Origin of the sequence: Nonomuraea sp. CA-218870 (assembly GCF_050936535.1) — a bacterium.
In the GTDB taxonomy this organism is placed as follows: Bacteria; Actinomycetota; Actinomycetes; order Streptosporangiales; family Streptosporangiaceae; genus Nonomuraea; species Nonomuraea corallina.
In genome coordinates this window covers 1,869,693-1,884,824 of record NZ_JBNJMN010000001.1, presented here as the reverse complement: position 1 = coordinate 1,884,824, position 15,132 = coordinate 1,869,693, and the positions used below count along the sequence as shown (strand labels likewise).

Here is a 15,132-nt window from a genome sequence, read left to right as displayed (position 1 = left end):
CCTTACCGGCGTTCCGTCAGACCCTGAGGTAACGACGAAGCGTGACGAACGATGCCAGAACACAGATGACCACACCGATGATCATAGTCAAAGTGATCACCGACGCGACGTCGTCCCAGCCGATCGTCGCCGCCGTGGACGACAGGAACTGCGCGACCTCGTCGAACAGCAGCACCTTGGTCACGATCAGCATGACCGCGGCGAACACGCCGCCGATCAGGCCCGCGATCATGCCTTCCATGACGAAGGGCAGCTGGATGTAGAGGTTGGAGGCGCCGACGAGGCGCATGATGCCCGTCTCGCGGCGCCGGTTGAACGCCGACAGCCGGACCGTGTTGCCGATCAGCAGGGCGGCGGCCAGCACCAGCACCACGGCCACGACCACGGCGGCGTAGCGCAGCTTGTCGAGCATGGTGAAGAACTGGGCGATCAGGTCCCTCTGGTTGATCACCTGTGCGACGCCCGGCTGCCCCTGGAGCGCCTGGATCACCGGCTGGTAGTTGTCCGGGTTCTCCAGCTTGATGCGGAAGGACGTCGGCATGTCCTCGACCTTGGCGGCGTCGGCCAGCGCCTTCTGGTTGCTGTAGGCGTCCCGGAAGTTCTTGTACGCCGTGGCCTGGTCCTCGTAGAAGACCTGCTCGACGCCGGGCAGCCCCTCGATCTGCTGCTTGAGCGCCTGGGTCTGCGCCTGGGTGACCGCCTTGCCCTTGCAGGAGGGCATGTCGCTGTTCTTGGTGCAGAGGAATACGGATACTTCGACCTTGTCGTACCAGTAGTCCTTCATCATGCCGACCTGGGCGTTGATCATCAAACCGACGCCCAGCATCGCCATGCCGACCGCCACGGTGATGATGACCGCGATCGTCATGGTCAAATTGCGACGGAGGCCGATCCAGACCTCGGAGAAGATGAAGTTCGCCCGCATGATTCTCTCTGCTGCTCCCTGTCAGTACGCCTGGCCGTACACGCCACGCGACTGGTCGCGGACGATCTTGCCGTCCTCCAGCTCCACGACACGTTTGCGCATGGAGTCGACGATGGCCGCGTCGTGCGTTGCCATCACGACCGTAGTGCCGGTTCGGTTGATCCGGTCGAGCACCTTCATGATGCCGATGCTCGTCGCGGGGTCGATGTTGCCCGTCGGCTCGTCCGCCAGCAGGATCATGGGCCGGTTGACGAACGCGCGGGCCATGGCGACGCGCTGCTGCTCGCCGCCGGACAGCTCGTCGGGCATGCGGTGGGCCTTGCCTTCCAGGCCGACCAGCTCGATCACCTCCGGCACCACCTTGCGGATGAACCGCCGGGGCTTGCCGATGACCTCGAGCGCGAACGCCACGTTCTCGTAGACGTTCTTGTTCGGGAGCAGCCTGAAGTCCTGGAACACGCAGCCGATGCGGCGGCGCAGGTGAGGCACCTTGAAGTTGGAGAGGCGGGCCAGGTCCTTGCCGGCGACGTGGATCGCGCCGGAGTTGGGCCGCTCCTCCTTGAGGACCAGACGGAGGAACGTGGACTTGCCTGATCCCGAGGGACCGACGAGGAACACGAACTCGCCCTTGTCCACGTCGACCGAGACGTGGTCCAGGGCGGGCCTGTTCTGGTTCGTGTAGACCTTGGTGACATTATCGAAATGGATCACGAGAGCATCACGGCATGCCAGTCTAGGGGTCAGGACGGATGCGAGGGTGGCACATGCCCACTTCCCGTCGCTCGCCGATCGGGGACGCCCGGCTTTACCGTGGATCGACGTTCCGATTGGCTGGAGCACAGTCTAGGGGGAAGACTGGCATGGAACGTCCATAACGGAAACAAAACGATTGTGCGGCTAGACTTGGGGCTGACATGAGTTGCCAACACCTCGTATGCGCCCAGTGCGCTCACCCTGTCATCGAAGGCCGCTGCGCCGTCTGCCGCGCCAACCGGGAGCGGCTGCACGGCCATGGCCTCGCCGGCCTCTCACCCGCCCTGATCGCGATCGTGCTCCTCGTGGCGCTCTTCGCGACCCTGGTGCTCGAACACCTACTGGGCGTCTGACTCCTGGCGCCGCATCCAGCGGATCTCCGACTCGATGAACTGGTCGAGATCACCGTCGAGCACGCCGGACGGGTTGCCCGCCTCGGTGCCCGTCCGCAGGTCCTTCACGATCTGGTAGGGGTGCAGGACGTAGTTGCGGATCTGCGTGCCCCATGACGTGGTCGTCGCGCCGCGCAGCTCCGACATCTTCTCCGCCTCCTCCTGCCGCTTGCGCTCCAGCAGCTTGGCCTGCAGGACGTTCATGGCGGTCGCGCGGTTCTGCAGCTGTGAACGCTCGTTCTGGCAGGAGACGACGATGCCGGACGGCAGGTGGGTGATGCGCACGGCCGAGTCGGTCGTGTTGACGCCCTGGCCGCCGGGGCCCGACGAACGGTAGACGTCGACGCGGATCTCGTCCTCGTTGATGTCGATGTGGTCGGTCTGCTCCACGACCGGCACCACGTCGACGCCCGCGAACGAGGTCTGGCGGCGCCCCTGGTTGTCGAACGGGCTGATCCGCACCAGGCGGTGGGTGCCGTGCTCGCCCCTGAGCGTGCCGTAGGCGTAGGGCGACTTGATCGCGAAGGTGGCCGACTTGATGCCGGCCTCCTCGGCGTAGGAGGTCTCGTAGACCTCCGTGGGATAGCCCTTGCGCTCGGCCCAGCGCAGGTACATCCGCAGCAGCATCTCCGCCCAGTCGGCCGCGTCGACGCCGCCGGCCTGGGAGTTGATCGTCACCAGGGCCTCGCGCGCGTCGTACTCGCCCGACAGGAGGGTGCGGACCTCCAGCGCGCCGATGTCGGAGCGCAGCGAGGACAGCTCCTTGTCGGCCTCGGCCCGCGTGTCGTCGTCGGCCTCCTCGGCCGCCAGCTCGTACAGGACCGAGAGGTCGTCGAGCCGGCGGGACAGGCCGTCCACGCGGTTGAGCTCCCCCTGCATGTGGGAGAGCCGGCTGGTGACCTTCTGCGCCTTGTCGGGGTCGTCCCACAGGTCGGGGGCGGCAACCTGGGTCTCCAGCTCCTCGATCTGCTTGCGCATGGAGTCGAGGTCGAGCACGTCTTTGATGCTGCGGAGCGTGCCGGCGAGCTCGCTGATCTCATCTGCTGGATCGATGTCTGCCACGCCTCCCTAGAGTACGCGACCGGCGGGGGGCCGAATAACATGGCCAGGTGCGTGTACACGGTCGGCGGAAGGCGCTGGCGCTCGCCGCCGTCCTGCTGGCGGGGGCGTCGGGCTGTTCGGGCCCCGCAGGCGGCCCGTCGACCGGCCCGTCCACCAGTGCGGCGGCCGCCTCGGCGAGCGCGGCGCCGTCCGCGAGCCCCGTCCCCGCCGAGCCCGAGGTCACGCTCGACGAGGCGGCCGAGGTGTTCTCCACCTTCGTCGCCACCGACAACGTGCTGCGCGCCTCCGGCGACCTGAGGCTCGCCATGGAGTACGTCCGCGACGCCGAGGCCCGGCTCACCGCCGTCGCCTACCTGTCGAGCGGCGGCAGGCCGCCCCGCCACACGTGGGGCACCCCCACCCTGTACGTGCCGCGCTTCCCGCAGGGCGCCTCCGCGGCATGGTTCTCGGTGCTGGCCGACCGCGACGGCGAGCTCACCATGCTGACCTTCGCGAGAAACGGCGACTGGCGGCTCAGCGCCGCCGCCCGGCTGCTCGACGCGGACAGCCGGCCGTCCATCGAACTCGACGCCCAGGGCTACGCGACCGCGATCGCCGACGACGACCGGAGCGTCACCATCCGCCCCCAGCTCATCGGCCCCCTGCACGCCACCGTGGCCGAGACCGGCACCGACGGCGTCGCGGCCGGCCTCCTCGCCGACGGCCCCCACACCACCGAGGTGGCCCGCCAGATCACCGAGGCCAGGGAGAGGGCCAAGAAGAACGGCTTCAGCTACGACTCGATCTTCCAGGCCGGCGACTTCCCGGTCTACGGGCTGCGCACCGCCGACGGGGGCGCGCTCATCCAGTACTCACTGTCCCGCACCACCACGACGACGACCAAGACGGCGGAGGACGACTACATCCCCGTCCCGGAGTCGGCGCGCTGGTCGATCTCGGCGCCGGTCGTGCGGCGCAACCTCCGCCTCACGGAGATCAACACGTACGTGACGGCGGTCCCCCCGGCGCGGGCCCCGGCCGCGGCGAAGGTCGTCGGCCACGCGGGCGCGCTGACCAAGGCCACCGGGCAGTGAGCCGGAGGCCCGGCGTCAGTCCGCCGGGAGCAGGGTGCCGAGCGGCCCGAGATCGAGGTTGAGGTCGGCGGGCGACAGCCCGAAGCGGTCACACAGCTCGGTCATGGCCTCCTCCAGCCGCATCAGGGTCAGCCCCACCGCCTCCAGCTGCTCCCCGGTCAGCTCGCCCCGGTCCATCCGCCGCACACACTGGCGTTCCACCAGCTGGCGGATCAGCTCGACCAGCGTCAGCACCAGGCGGCTCAGGTCGCGCTGCACCGAGTCAGCGTCCGTCTCCAGCCGCCACTCCCCACGGCGCACCGCCTGCTCGTCGGTCCACTCCGTCATGTCGCATCCCTCCTTCGATCGCGTCGTCCTCCCGCACGGACACCAGCAACGCCCGCAGGGAGATCCGTACGAGGTCGAGGCCGGAAATGGACAGCACCACGTCACCCGTCACGACCACCCCGCCCGTCAGGAGGCGGTCCAGCAGGTCGACGAGCGCCACCCGCTTCTCAGGCAGGTAGCCCTCGGCGGCGAGCCGGCCCCCTCTCGGCTCAGGACGCGTCACCGCGCGCCGCCTCACCGTCATGATCGAGCGCTGCGAAGGAGTACGGCGCCCACGGGCCGACCAGCTCCACGGCGACGCCCTGCCCGGCCACCTCCTCGACCACCCGCGTGAACTCGGCGGCGCGCCCCTCGTCCACCAGGTAGGCGCCGTTGAGCACCATCTGCTCGCGGCGTCCCGACAGCTGCGGGTCCTGGGCCCGGTGGCGTCTGCCGGCGACGGCGACGCCCATCAGCGCCTCGTGCACGGCCTGGGCGTGCTCGGCGGCCCGGCGCCAGTCCGCCTCCCGCCCGCGCAGGGCCGCCCGGCGGCGGTTCAGATACGCCGCGCCCGGCGCCCCACCCCGCGACCCGGCCCCCGCCCCGGCCCTCGCCCCGGCCCTCGCCCCGGCAGAGCCCTCGGCAGAGCCCTCGGTGGGGTCCTCAGTGGGGTGCTCGGTGGGGTGCTCGGTGGGGTGTCGCTCGGCTGAGGCGGGGGCGGCGTAGGCCTTCACGCCCCACTCCCACCGGCCCGAAAGCCGGCGCAGCACCGCGTCGAACGCGTCGTGCCGTTCGTCGAGCAGCTCCCGTACCTGCGCCTCCCCCGTGTAGACGGTGACCAGCCTGACCGGGGCCGCGGGTCGCAGGCGGGCGACGGCCTCCACCACCCGGTGATGGGCCCGCGCCGTCTCCTCCAGCCAGGCGAGGTCCTCCATCGAGCGCCGCAGCGCCTCCTCGCCGAACTCCCGGAGCGACACCGGGCTCAGGACGGCGGCCAGACCCCGGTGGGCGAGACGGCGCACCGGGGCTCCGGCCACGCCTTCCAGGCCGTCAGGCTCCTCACCCTCGTCGCGGGTCACCGCGTACAGGTAGAAGCCCTGGTCAGCGGCCACGCTCGACCGCCTCGGGCTCGTGGCCGCGGACGCCCTCCGCCCGCGTGGCGACGATCTCCTCCAGTGCCGCGAGGCGGCGGCGCAGCTTGCGGTTCTGCTTCGCCAGCTGCTGGGTGTCGCCGGTGAGCCACGGGTCGTGCTCCCACCAGTCGATGCCCATCTCGCGGGCCGTGTCGACCGAGGCGATGAGCAGGCGGAGCTTGATCGTGAGCAGCTCGATGTCGAGCAGGTTCACCTGGATGTCACCGGCGATCACGACTCCCCGGTCGAGCACCCGTTCCAGGATGTCCCCGAGGTTGGCCGAGTCGCGGCCGCCGCCGTAGGACGGCTGCGCCGAGGTTCCCGGAACGTACGGGCCCGACCGCGCGGAGGCGCTCACCGCGAGGCCTCGCCGGGGTCGCCGCTGCTCCGCTTGTAGCGGCGCACCCGGTGGTAGGACAGCAGTTCGCCGTCCAGGTCGAGGTCGAGCTCGTACAGGGCCAGGGTGTCACCTGACGACGGGATGCGACGGTCCTCCACGACCTCCACGCCGACCAGCCACCCGTCGTCCGACGGCTCCACCCGCGTGACGCCTTCGGCTTCCCTGCCGGTCAGCTCGGTCACCACCCGCAGCCCCACGTCGGCCACCGCGGCGGCCGGGAGATCCTCCGAACGCGGGCGCTCCTCGCGGCCGCCATCCGGTCTGTCTCTGCCTGGCGCGTGCTGGCGCTCGGTCCCTTGCCTCGCAGGCACGTGATCACCCCCGTATCCCCCTGGTGCGGCCCCCCGCTAGCGCCTCACCAGCCGATCATCCCCTGCAGGATCTCGTCCACCGCCCGGGCCTCCTCCTCCTCGGAGATGGCGCCGGCGACTCTGGCCTGCTCCACCTCCTCCAGGCGGCGCCGGACCACGGCCGGATCGCGCAGTTCCCGCTCCACCTGGTCTCTCACGAGTTCGCCCATCTTGACGATCGAGTAGAGCGGCAGCAGCGGCCAGCCAAAGAGCAACGTCCCCAGTCCCAACGTCGTTCACTCCTTCCATCGCGTAACCGTCCGTGGTCCGCGATCAGGACGTGCCTGTTCAGCGGTCGGAGCGTGCCCGTCCTCAGTCAGGAGGTGCCCGGTCCGCGGTCAGGACGCGCCCGGCCTACGGTCAGGACGTGCCCGATCCGCGGTCAGGACGTGACCGGTGAAGACGTGGCCGGTCGGCGGTCAGGACGTGCTGACGAAGTCGTACGGCGCCATCGGGCCGAGCAGGCGCACCTCGGCCCGGCCCGACCAGTCGCGGGCCAGTTCGTCCACGGCCTGCTCGAACTCGGCCTGCCGGTCCCGCTCCACCAGCGCGGCCACGTGCGCGGCGTCGCGCTCGTGGCCGGGGTCGCGCACGACCAGTTGTTCGCACCGGTCCTCCAGGTCCTCGACCACCGTCGCCGTGTCCTCCTCGCGTTCCTCCGCGATCGAGTGCTCGATGATCTCTCCCAGCCGCATCCGCTCGTTGCGCGTCGCCCCCTCCGGACGGCCGGCGATCCGCTCCCGGAGCATCGCCGCCTCGTCGTTGGCCCGCAGCACCTCACCGAGGATCGCCCGCTCGTCGTACCTGGCGTTGACGACGTACTGCGTGCGGCCCTCCACGTCGTGGAGGGCGCCGACGAACGCGTCGTGGTACGGCTTCAGCAGCTCCTCCACCACGGCGTCGGAGTCCGTCAGCACCGCCCCGAACCGGAACGGCAGCACCGGCACCTCCGCCGCGGCCCGGTCGAGCAGTCGCTGGTGCGTCTCAAGATCTCGCGGACGGCCCAGCGGGCGATCCGTCTCGACATCGCTGACCAGGGCCGCGACCTGGTCGTACGTCACGAGGCGCACCTGTCCGGCGGGCTCCCCCACCCCCTCGGTCCCGGGCTCGACCTCGACGTCCACGGGGACGATCCCGTACACGTACGACGCGTTGTCGTGCGGCTCCTCCACTGCCGAGGTGCCCTCGTGCCTGGGAGCCCTCCTGCGTGGCGACATCAGCCCTCCCCTCCACGACGTGCCTTGCGCGGCCGCCTCTCCGGCTCGGCGAACTCCTCCTGAACGTCGGACCCGCCGGCTGCTTCCAGCTCTCCACCGGCCGCTCCCTGCCCCTGCTCGACGGCCTTGCCCTGGGTCATGCCCTGGACGACCTCCGGCAGGTCCTTCTGCGTGGACGAGAGGTCGAGCCGGTTGGCCGCCTCCGCGAAGCGCAGATAGGTGTCGACGCTGGCCACGACGATCCGGCTGTCGATGGTCAGCACCTCGATGCCGACGAGCGAGACCCGGACGAAGGCATCGATGACCAGCCCTTTGTCGAGAATGGTGTCGATGACGTCCGCCAGGTTGGTGCCTCCGCCGCCGCCGCTCGCCGCCGTGCCGCGACTGGCAGTCTGCACGCTCATGTCATCCCCCCTGATACCGGCCGACCGCGTCCTTCACGACCGGCCTTGACGGGTGGTCGTTACTGGGCTCGGACCTTGCGCCGGCGGACGGGCCGCTCGATCTCGGCCGGGCGTCTGCGCTTTCCGGCCCGATGCCGCGCGGTGGCCGGGGCCGGCTCCTCCGCAGGCTCCCCTTCCTCCTCGGACTCCTCTTCGGGCTCCTCTTCGGGCTCCGCCTTCTCTTCCTCTTCTTCCTCCTCGGCTTCCTCGTCCTCCTCGGGTGCCGCCGCCTCGGGCTCCTCCGGCTCTTCCGGCTCCTCCTCTTCCTCCTCCTCGGCTACGGCTTCCTCTCCGGCAGGCTCCTCTTCTTCCTCGGGCTCCTCTTCCTCCTCCTCGGGCTCTTCCTCGGCTTCCCCTTCTCCCTCGTCCTCAGGCTCTTCCGCTTCCGCCGTCTCGCCCTCTTCGGGCTCCTCTTCCTCTGGGCCCTCTTCGCCCTGTTCCTCCTTGAGGGCGGTCTCCTGATCCTTGACGACCTCGCTGTCGCGGATCTCGCCGCGCCAACCCTCCAGCTCGTCGGGATTCAGCAGGACGTGGGACATCACGTGCCGCCGGAAGTGCTTGAGCTCCAACCGCACCCGACGCCCCTGCGCACGCCACAGGTTGCCGGTCCGCTCGAAGAAGCCCTGCGGGTGGTACTCCAGCACCACGAGCACCCGGGTCAGGTCGGGTGTGAGCTCGTGGAAGGTCACCGCGCCGTCGACGCGGCCCTTCTCGGCCTCCGAGCGCCAGATGACCCGCTGGTCGGGGACCTGCTCGACGATGTGGGCCTTCCAGGTCCGGTGGGACATGAAGACCTGGGTCTTCCAGGTAAGCTCCTCGTCCGCGTCCTGCTTGACCGTCTCGACCTTCTTCATGAACGTCGGGAAGTCCTGGAACTGGGTCCACTGGTCGTACACCAGGCGCCGGGGCGCCCCGATGTCGATCGACTCCACGATGTTGGTGACCTTCTCGTGGCCGCTGCCGCCGCCTTTACCGCCACCACCGCCAGTGACCTTCTGCATCACGCCCTTGAGCCCTCCTTTCAGGGCTCCGCCCAGGAAACCGCCGCCCGCTTTGTCGGAGCCTGTCACCGCGCTCACCAAACCCTTGCCGCCGTGTTCCACGTACTCGGTGAGCCGGCCGGTCAGGCCGTCGACCTTGTCCCCGACGGAGGACAGCACGCGCGCCCCCGCCGCCTGCGCCAGCCCCTGAGCGGACTGCGCCAGCCGGCTCATCGGCAGGTTGCCTGCGACTCCCTTGCCGGCCTCGCCCGCCTTCCCCGCGACGTCCTCCGTCCGGTCCTGAGCCGTTCGCGTCGCGGCTTCGCCGGTATCGCGGGCCTTCTTCGCCGTCTTCGTCACCGTCTCGGTCACTTCAGTCACCCCCGTGACTGGGCGGCCTGCCTTGCGGTACGCGTACGCCGCTGTGCCTTACCGCGCTCGGGCCGCTCCTCGGTTCGCGCCGGCCTTCTCTTGGGCCGCGCCGGTCGCTCGGCCGCCTTCTCGGCGCCTTCTTCCTCGGCGCCCTCTTCGGCGCCCTCTTCCTCAGTGCCTTCTTCCTCGGCGCCCTCCTCTGCGCCCTGCTCCTCGGTGCCCTCTTCCTCGTAGTCCTCTTCCTCGTAGTCCTCTTCGCCGCCGGGCTCCTCCTGCTCGGCCCGGGTGCCGTGACGGCCTGCCGCGCGTTCCTGCAGCCTCTCGCTCAGGGAGTCGATCTGCCTGGTCGCCGCGGTGACGACGGCCTGCTTGCCGATCTCCACGAGTTCGCCGCGAAGGCGGTCGGTGAGCTGCTGGACCTCCGTGGTGGAGCCGAGAGCCTTGACGCCCTGCGCGAGCGATCCGCCCTCACCGGAGCTCGCCCGTCCCGCCAGCCCCGCCGCCGCCAGCGCCGCCGCCGTGCGGAACTTGCGGCGCCTTCCGAGGAAGTAGCCGGCGAGTACGGCGAAGGCCACCTGCAATTTGTCCGACATGATCAGCGCTCCTTCCGGTTCGCTCCCATCTCGCCCCGTACTGGTGCCGTACAGGCGGACAGACCCGAACGTGTCAGCGCCTGCTCGCCGCGGCGTGCCCTACCCCGAAAACGGATAAAGGACCACATAACGGAAAACGTGGAACAGACTTGACGTTCGAGGCGCGGAAGCGGATCGGAAGGGGAAAAGCGCCGGGGCGGCACCCCCTGAAGGGTGCCGCCCCGGACGCCTGGGTCATGCCTCCGTATGCGGGAGGCTGGTGGAGGACACCAGGGTGCGGATCGCGCGCAGCGCCACCGAAAGCGTCGCCAGGTCGAAGTTGTCGCTCTCCCAGATCTCGGAGAGCGTCTGCCTGCTGCGCCGGACCGCCGCCGAGTTGGCCTCCACCCACCGGGCCAGCCGCTCCTCCGGGGGCAGCCCGGGGGCGCTGTGGGCCAGTACGTCACGGGTGAGCGCGGCGTGGGCGGCGTAGAGGTCGTCGCGCAGGGCGGCGCGGGCCATCGCGTTCCACCGGTTGTCGCGGGGCAGGGCGATGACGCGTTCCCTCAGACGGGCCAACTGGAGGCGGTCCGCCAGGTCGAAGTAGACCTCGGCGACCTCGTTGACCGGGCGGCCGGTGAGCGAGGAGATCTCGACCAGGTCGAACGTGGAGTACGCGGGCACCATGGCGGCGACCCGCTCGGCCAGGTCGGCGGGCACCCCCCGGGCCACGAAGGAGTCGCGCCGGTCCTCGAAGGCGGCCAGGTCGGGCCCGGTGAGGAGCTTCGGCAGGTGACCGAGCAGGCCGTTGACGCCCTTGACGAAGAAGCCGGCGGAGCCCGCCAGGTCGAGCGGCGGGCGGCGGTTGGTGAGCAGCCATCGGGTGCCGCGCTCGCCCAGCTTGCGGGCTTCCAGCAGCATGGCGAGCTGCGTGGCCGTGTCGATCTCGTTGTCCAGCGACTCCACCATGCGGTGGAAGCTGGCCAGGTCGAAGACCTCCCGGGTGACGAGGAAGGCGCGGACGATGTCGGGCATGGAGGCGCCGGTCTCCTCGCGTACCCGGAACAGGAACGTGGTCCCCATGGAGTTGACCAGGTCGTTCACGATGCCGGTGACGATGATCTCGCGCCGCAGCGGGTGCGCGTCCATGTACGGCCGGAACCGCTCGCGCAGCGCCGACGGGAAGTACGTGACGAGCCGGGGCGCGAGGTACGGGTCGTCGGGTAGGTCGGTGCCGAGCAGGTCGGCGTCGGCGACGAGCTTGGTGTAGGCGAGCAGCACGGAGAACTCGGGCGCGGTCAGCCCGAGCCTGGCCTGGCGGCGCTCGGCGAGCGCCTTGTCCGAGGGCAGGAACTCCAGCTTGCGGTTGACCTGCCCGTCACGTTCCAGGCGGCGCAGGTAGCGGGCGTGGATGTGGAGCATCTCGACGGCCTGGGCGCGGGCGGCGGCCAGGACGACGTTCTGCGCGTAGTTGTCGCGCAGCACCAGCTGGGCCACCTCGTCTGTCATCGAGGTGAAGAGCTGGTTGCGCTGCTTGTCGGTCAGCTCGCCGTCGCGGACCACCTGGTCGAGCAGGATCTTGATGTTGACCTCGTGGTCGGAGGTGTCGACGCCGGCCGAGTTGTCGATGAAGTCGGTGTTGACGAGGCCGCCGTTCAGCGCGAACTCGATGCGGGCGAGCTGGGTGAGGCCGAGGTTGCCGCCCTCGCCGACGACCTTGCAGCGCAGGTCCGCGGCGTCGACCCGGACCGGGTCGTTGGCCTTGTCGCCGACGTCGGCGTGGGACTCGGCCGCGGCCTTCACGTAGGTGCCGATGCCGCCGTTCCACAGCAGGTCGACGGGCGCGCGCAGGATGGCGCTGATCAGGTCGTTGGGCGCCAGCGAGGCCACCTCGCCCGGCAGGCCGAGCGCGTCGCGGATCTGCGGGGTGAGCTGGACGGACTTGGCGGTACGGGGGAACACGCCGCCGCCCTTGGAGATCAGGGAGGTGTCGTAGTCGGCCCAGGAGCTGCGCGGCAGCTCGAACAGGCGCTGCCGCTCGGCGTGGGAGCGGGCCGCGTCGGGGGTGGGGTCGATGAAGATGTGGCGGTGGTCGAAGGCGGCCACGAGCCGGATGTGCCGCGACAGCAGCATGCCGTTGCCGAACACGTCGCCCGACATGTCGCCGATGCCGGCCACGGTGAAGTCGGTGGTCTGCACGTCCACGCCCATGGTGCGGAAGTGGTACTTGACCGACTCCCAGGCGCCGCGGGCGGTGATGCCCATGGCCTTGTGGTCGTACCCGATGGAGCCGCCGGAGGCGAACGCGTCGCCGAGCCAGAACCCGTACTCCCGGGCGACCTCGTTGGCGATGTCGGAGAACGTCGCGGTGCCCTTGTCGGCGGCGACCACCAGGTACGTGTCGTCGCCGTCGTGCCTGACCGTGTCGGGCGGCGGCACGACCTTGCCGTCGACGAGATTGTCGGTGAGGTCGAGCAGGCCGGAGATGAACATCCGGTAGCACGCGACGCCCTCGGCCAGGAGCTCTTCCCGGGAGGCGGACTCGGGCGGGCGCTTGACGACGAATCCGCCTTTGGAACCCGTGGGCACGATGACGGTGTTCTTCACCATCTGGGCCTTGACCAGGCCGAGGATCTCCGTGCGGAAGTCCTCCATCCGGTCCGACCAGCGCAGCCCGCCCCGGGCGACCTTGCCGAAACGCAGGTGGACGCCCTCCACCCGGGGGGAGTACACGAAGATCTCGTACTTCGGCCGCGGCAACGGCAGCACGCTGATCGCCTGCGGGTCGAACTTCAGCGAGATGTACGGCTTGCGTGCGCCGTCGACGCGCTGGAAGTAGTTCGTCCGGAGGGTCGCCTCGATCATCTCCAGGTAGGCGCGCAGGATCCGGTCCTGGTCCAGCGAGGCCACCTCGTCCAGCGCCCCCAGGATCTCCTCCTTCAGCGCCCCCGTCAGCTCCTCGCGCGCCTCGTCGGGGCGGCGCGGGTCCAGCCTGGCCTCGAACAGCCGCACCAGCAGCCGGGACAGCCGCACGTTGCCGAGCAGGACCTGCTCGATGTAGCGCTGCGAGAAGGCGCTGCCGGCCTGGTGCAGGTACTTGGCGTACACCCGCAGGATCTCCACCTGCTGCGAGGTCAGCCCGGCCTTGAGGATGAGCGCGTTGAAGTCGTCGGCCGGGACCACCCTGTGCCAGAGCGCCATCAGCCCGTCCTGGAAGAGCTGCTTGAAGTCGTCCCGCTCGACCTCGGGCGACGGCGTGTAGCGCAGCCCGAAGTCGTAGATCCAGGCGTTCTTGGTGGCGGGGTTGTTGTCCCTGTCGACCTCGTACGGGCGCTCGTCGACCACCTCGACCCCGAGCCGTTGGAGCAGCGGCAGCATCTTCGACAGCGAGATGGGCGACCCGAGCCGGTAGATCTTGAGCCGCCGCTCCCCCTCGGCCGCGTCGTACGGCTCGTACAGGTTGAGGTCGATCCGGTCGTCGCCCGCGCCGTCGAGCTGCTCCAGCCGGCGCAGGTCGACCACGGCTATCTTGGGCGGGAAGTCGACCTTGTACGCCTCGGGGAACGCGGTGTGGTAGCGCCTGATCAGCTCCGGCGCCTCCTCGTCGGAGACCATCCCGGCGATGGCCGCGCCCAGGTCGTCCTCCCAGGAGCGGGTGATCGCGGCCAGCCGCGCCTCCAGTTCCTCGACGTTCACGCCGGGCGGCGGGAGCTGCTTGCCGCGCTCGCCGCGGATCACCACGTGCAGCCGGGCCAGGGCGGATTCGCCGATCATCGCGCTGTAGTCGAGCCCGTGGCCGCCCAGCGCCTTGAGCAGCAGGTCCTGCATCTGCAGGCGGACCTTGGTGGTGTAGCGGTCGCGCGGGAGGTAGATCAGGCAGGAGATGTAGCGGCCGTAGTCGTCGCGCCGCAGGAACAGCTTGACCTGCTTGCGCTCGCGCAGCCGCAGCACGCCGAGGGCGATCGGCAGCAGCTGTTCGACCGAGGTCTGGAACAGCTCGTCGCGGGGGAAGGTCTCCAGGATCTCGATGAGGTCCTTGCCGTCGTGGCTCTCCGGGGTCAGGCCGGCGGCCTCGATCACCGCCGCCAGCTTGCGGCGCAGCACCGGGATGCGGGAGATCGACTCGCTGTACGCGACGTGCGTGAACAGGCCGAGGAAGCGGCGCTCGCCGATGACCTCGCCCTCGGGCGAGAAGAGCTTGACGCCGATGTAGTCCAGGTAGGCGGCGCGGTGCACGGTGGCGCGGGAGTTGGCCTTGGTGATGATGAGCAGCTGCTTCTCGCGGGCCCTGGCGCGCAGTTCGGCGGGGAGCGAGGAGAAGCTGTCGGAGTGGACCTTGTCGTCGCGCAGGATGCCGAGCGCTGCTCCAGGCAGGGCGCGCAGCGTCTCGCCCTCCTCGCCGCTCTCCAGCCGGTACTCGCGGTAGCCGAGGAACGTGAAGTGCCCGTCGGCGAGCCAGCGCAGCAGGTCGAGGCTGTCCTCGACCTCGGCGGGCGGCAGCGGCGGCGGGTTGACCGACAGGTCCTCCGCGGTCTGCACGGCCAGCGCGCGCATCTTGCGGAAGTCCTCGACCGCGTGGCGTACGTCGGTGAGCACCCGCAGCAGGTCGGTCTCCAGGTCCTTCAGCGTCCCGGCGTCGGACAGGCGGTCGATCTCGATGTGCATCCACGACTCGGCCAGGATCTGCCCGGTGACGTCCTCCTCGCCGCCGCCGAGCATCTTGCCGGTCATGTCGCGCCGGACCCGGATCTGCGGGTGGACCACGAGGTGGACGCCGATGCCGTGCCGGTCGAGCTCCATCGTGACCGAGTCGACCAGGAACGGCATGTCGTCGGTGACCACCTCGACCACCGAGTGGCCGGGGTCCCAGCCGTTCTCGTCGAGGGTGGGGGTGAAGGCCCGGACGACCGGCCTGCCCTGCGGGCGCGTCTCGGCCAGCTGCCGCTGCGACATCGCCGGTCCGTACACGTCCACCGGATTGCGGTCGAGCAGGTCTTCCGGGGCCACGTGCCGGTAGTAGACGCGCAGGAAGGACAGTGCCTCCTCGGGGCTCACATGGTCGCCGCCCACCGCGCACTGTCGCGCGGCTCTCTGGAGCAGCTCATCCTTGGCCTCGTCGAGCGGCATTTTCGCTCTCACTCCTTTGTGAGGGTT

Annotated in this window: 16 protein-coding genes; 2 read left to right on the top strand and 14 right to left on the bottom strand. The window is 70.0% G+C overall.

What is annotated here, in order from left to right; genetic code table 11:
• Window positions 1-16 precede the first annotated feature (16 nt).
• Complete coding sequence (gene ftsX, locus ACQEUU_RS09385; protein WP_433063000.1) at window positions 17-925, bottom strand: permease-like cell division protein FtsX; 909 nt, start codon at window positions 923-925, stop codon at window positions 17-19.
• A gap of 21 nt (window positions 926-946) precedes the next feature.
• Window positions 947-1,636 (bottom strand): cell division ATP-binding protein FtsE, encoded by a 690-nt coding sequence (gene ftsE, locus ACQEUU_RS09380; protein ID WP_049564761.1) that lies wholly within the window; start codon window positions 1,634-1,636, stop codon window positions 947-949.
• A gap of 203 nt (window positions 1,637-1,839) precedes the next feature.
• Between ftsE and ACQEUU_RS09375 the strand changes: the two genes are divergently transcribed.
• Window positions 1,840-2,031, top strand: a complete 192-nt coding sequence (locus ACQEUU_RS09375) for a hypothetical protein (RefSeq protein WP_433062997.1) — start codon at window positions 1,840-1,842, stop codon at window positions 2,029-2,031.
• Here the strand turns inward: ACQEUU_RS09375 and prfB are convergent.
• Complete coding sequence (prfB, locus tag ACQEUU_RS09370) at window positions 2,017-3,132, bottom strand: peptide chain release factor 2 (protein WP_270153646.1); 1,116 nt, start codon at window positions 3,130-3,132, stop codon at window positions 2,017-2,019. The two genes, ACQEUU_RS09375 and prfB, sit on opposite strands and share 15 nt — an antisense overlap.
• Window positions 3,133-3,179: 47 nt before the next feature.
• On the opposite strand from prfB, the gene ACQEUU_RS09365 reads away from it, so the two are divergent.
• Window positions 3,180-4,205: a hypothetical protein gene (locus ACQEUU_RS09365; protein ID WP_433062994.1), complete on the top strand. Its 1,026-nt coding sequence runs from the start codon at window positions 3,180-3,182 to the stop codon at window positions 4,203-4,205.
• A 15-nt stretch (window positions 4,206-4,220) separates the two neighbouring features.
• Here ACQEUU_RS09365 and ACQEUU_RS09360 read toward each other — a convergent pair whose 3' ends face one another.
• From ACQEUU_RS09360 to ACQEUU_RS09310, 11 genes are all read right to left on the bottom strand, one after another.
• Window positions 4,221-4,532: a gas vesicle protein K gene (locus ACQEUU_RS09360; RefSeq protein ID WP_433062991.1), complete on the bottom strand. Its 312-nt coding sequence runs from the start codon at window positions 4,530-4,532 to the stop codon at window positions 4,221-4,223.
• Entirely contained in the window at window positions 4,468-4,755 is a 288-nt protein-coding gene (gvpJ, locus tag ACQEUU_RS09355) for a gas vesicle protein GvpJ (RefSeq protein WP_433062989.1), read from the bottom strand. The genes ACQEUU_RS09360 and gvpJ (ACQEUU_RS09355) overlap by 65 nt, the downstream gene beginning before the upstream one ends.
• On the bottom strand, window positions 4,742-5,623 hold the full coding sequence (locus tag ACQEUU_RS09350) for a GvpL/GvpF family gas vesicle protein (protein WP_433062986.1): 882 nt from the start codon (window positions 5,621-5,623) through the stop codon (window positions 4,742-4,744). The genes gvpJ (ACQEUU_RS09355) and ACQEUU_RS09350 overlap by 14 nt, the downstream gene beginning before the upstream one ends.
• Window positions 5,613-6,002 (bottom strand): gas vesicle protein GvpJ, encoded by a 390-nt coding sequence (gene gvpJ / locus ACQEUU_RS09345; protein WP_433062983.1) that lies wholly within the window; start codon window positions 6,000-6,002, stop codon window positions 5,613-5,615. Before gvpJ (ACQEUU_RS09345) ends, ACQEUU_RS09350 begins: the two co-directional genes overlap by 11 nt.
• Window positions 5,999-6,355, bottom strand: a complete 357-nt coding sequence (gvpO, locus tag ACQEUU_RS09340; RefSeq protein ID WP_433062981.1) for a gas vesicle protein GvpO — start codon at window positions 6,353-6,355, stop codon at window positions 5,999-6,001. Before gvpO ends, gvpJ (ACQEUU_RS09345) begins: the two co-directional genes overlap by 4 nt.
• 44 nt (window positions 6,356-6,399) lie before the next feature.
• Complete coding sequence (locus tag ACQEUU_RS09335; protein ID WP_433062978.1) at window positions 6,400-6,609, bottom strand: gas vesicle protein GvpG; 210 nt, start codon at window positions 6,607-6,609, stop codon at window positions 6,400-6,402.
• Between the two features lie 204 nt (window positions 6,610-6,813).
• Window positions 6,814-7,611: a GvpL/GvpF family gas vesicle protein gene (locus ACQEUU_RS09330; RefSeq protein ID WP_433062976.1), complete on the bottom strand. Its 798-nt coding sequence runs from the start codon at window positions 7,609-7,611 to the stop codon at window positions 6,814-6,816.
• The gene (gene gvpJ / locus ACQEUU_RS09325) at window positions 7,611-8,015 is read right to left on the bottom strand and encodes a gas vesicle protein GvpJ (protein ID WP_433062973.1); all 405 of its coding nucleotides are present in this window, start codon (window positions 8,013-8,015) and stop codon (window positions 7,611-7,613) included. The genes ACQEUU_RS09330 and gvpJ (ACQEUU_RS09325) overlap by 1 nt, the downstream gene beginning before the upstream one ends.
• Before the next feature lie 59 nt (window positions 8,016-8,074).
• Window positions 8,075-9,415: an SRPBCC family protein gene (locus tag ACQEUU_RS09320; RefSeq protein ID WP_433062971.1), complete on the bottom strand. Its 1,341-nt coding sequence runs from the start codon at window positions 9,413-9,415 to the stop codon at window positions 8,075-8,077.
• A complete protein-coding gene (locus tag ACQEUU_RS09315; RefSeq protein ID WP_433062968.1) occupies window positions 9,412-9,999 on the bottom strand; it encodes a hypothetical protein in 588 nt (195 codons plus the stop codon). Before ACQEUU_RS09315 ends, ACQEUU_RS09320 begins: the two co-directional genes overlap by 4 nt.
• Before the next feature lie 234 nt (window positions 10,000-10,233).
• Complete coding sequence (locus ACQEUU_RS09310; protein WP_433062965.1) at window positions 10,234-15,105, bottom strand: NAD-glutamate dehydrogenase; 4,872 nt, start codon at window positions 15,103-15,105, stop codon at window positions 10,234-10,236.
• Window positions 15,106-15,132: the final 27 nt, after the last annotated feature.

What these genes read in the sequence shown, in the direction of transcription:
- ftsX (WP_433063000.1), bottom strand. Translation starts at nt 925, where the DNA reads ATGCGGGCGAACTTCATCTTCTCCGAGGTCTGGATCGGCCTCCGTCGC.
- ACQEUU_RS09375 (WP_433062997.1), top strand. Translation starts at nt 1,840, where the DNA reads ATGAGTTGCCAACACCTCGTATGCGCCCAGTGCGCTCACCCTGTCATC.
- ACQEUU_RS09360 (WP_433062991.1), bottom strand. Translation starts at nt 4,532, where the DNA reads ATGACGGAGTGGACCGACGAGCAGGCGGTGCGCCGTGGGGAGTGGCGG.
- ACQEUU_RS09330 (WP_433062976.1), bottom strand. Translation starts at nt 7,611, where the DNA reads ATGTCGCCACGCAGGAGGGCTCCCAGGCACGAGGGCACCTCGGCAGTG.
- gvpJ (WP_433062973.1), bottom strand. Translation starts at nt 8,015, where the DNA reads ATGAGCGTGCAGACTGCCAGTCGCGGCACGGCGGCGAGCGGCGGCGGC.
- ACQEUU_RS09315 (WP_433062968.1), bottom strand. Translation starts at nt 9,999, where the DNA reads ATGTCGGACAAATTGCAGGTGGCCTTCGCCGTACTCGCCGGCTACTTC.
- ACQEUU_RS09310 (WP_433062965.1), bottom strand. Translation starts at nt 15,105, where the DNA reads ATGCCGCTCGACGAGGCCAAGGATGAGCTGCTCCAGAGAGCCGCGCGA.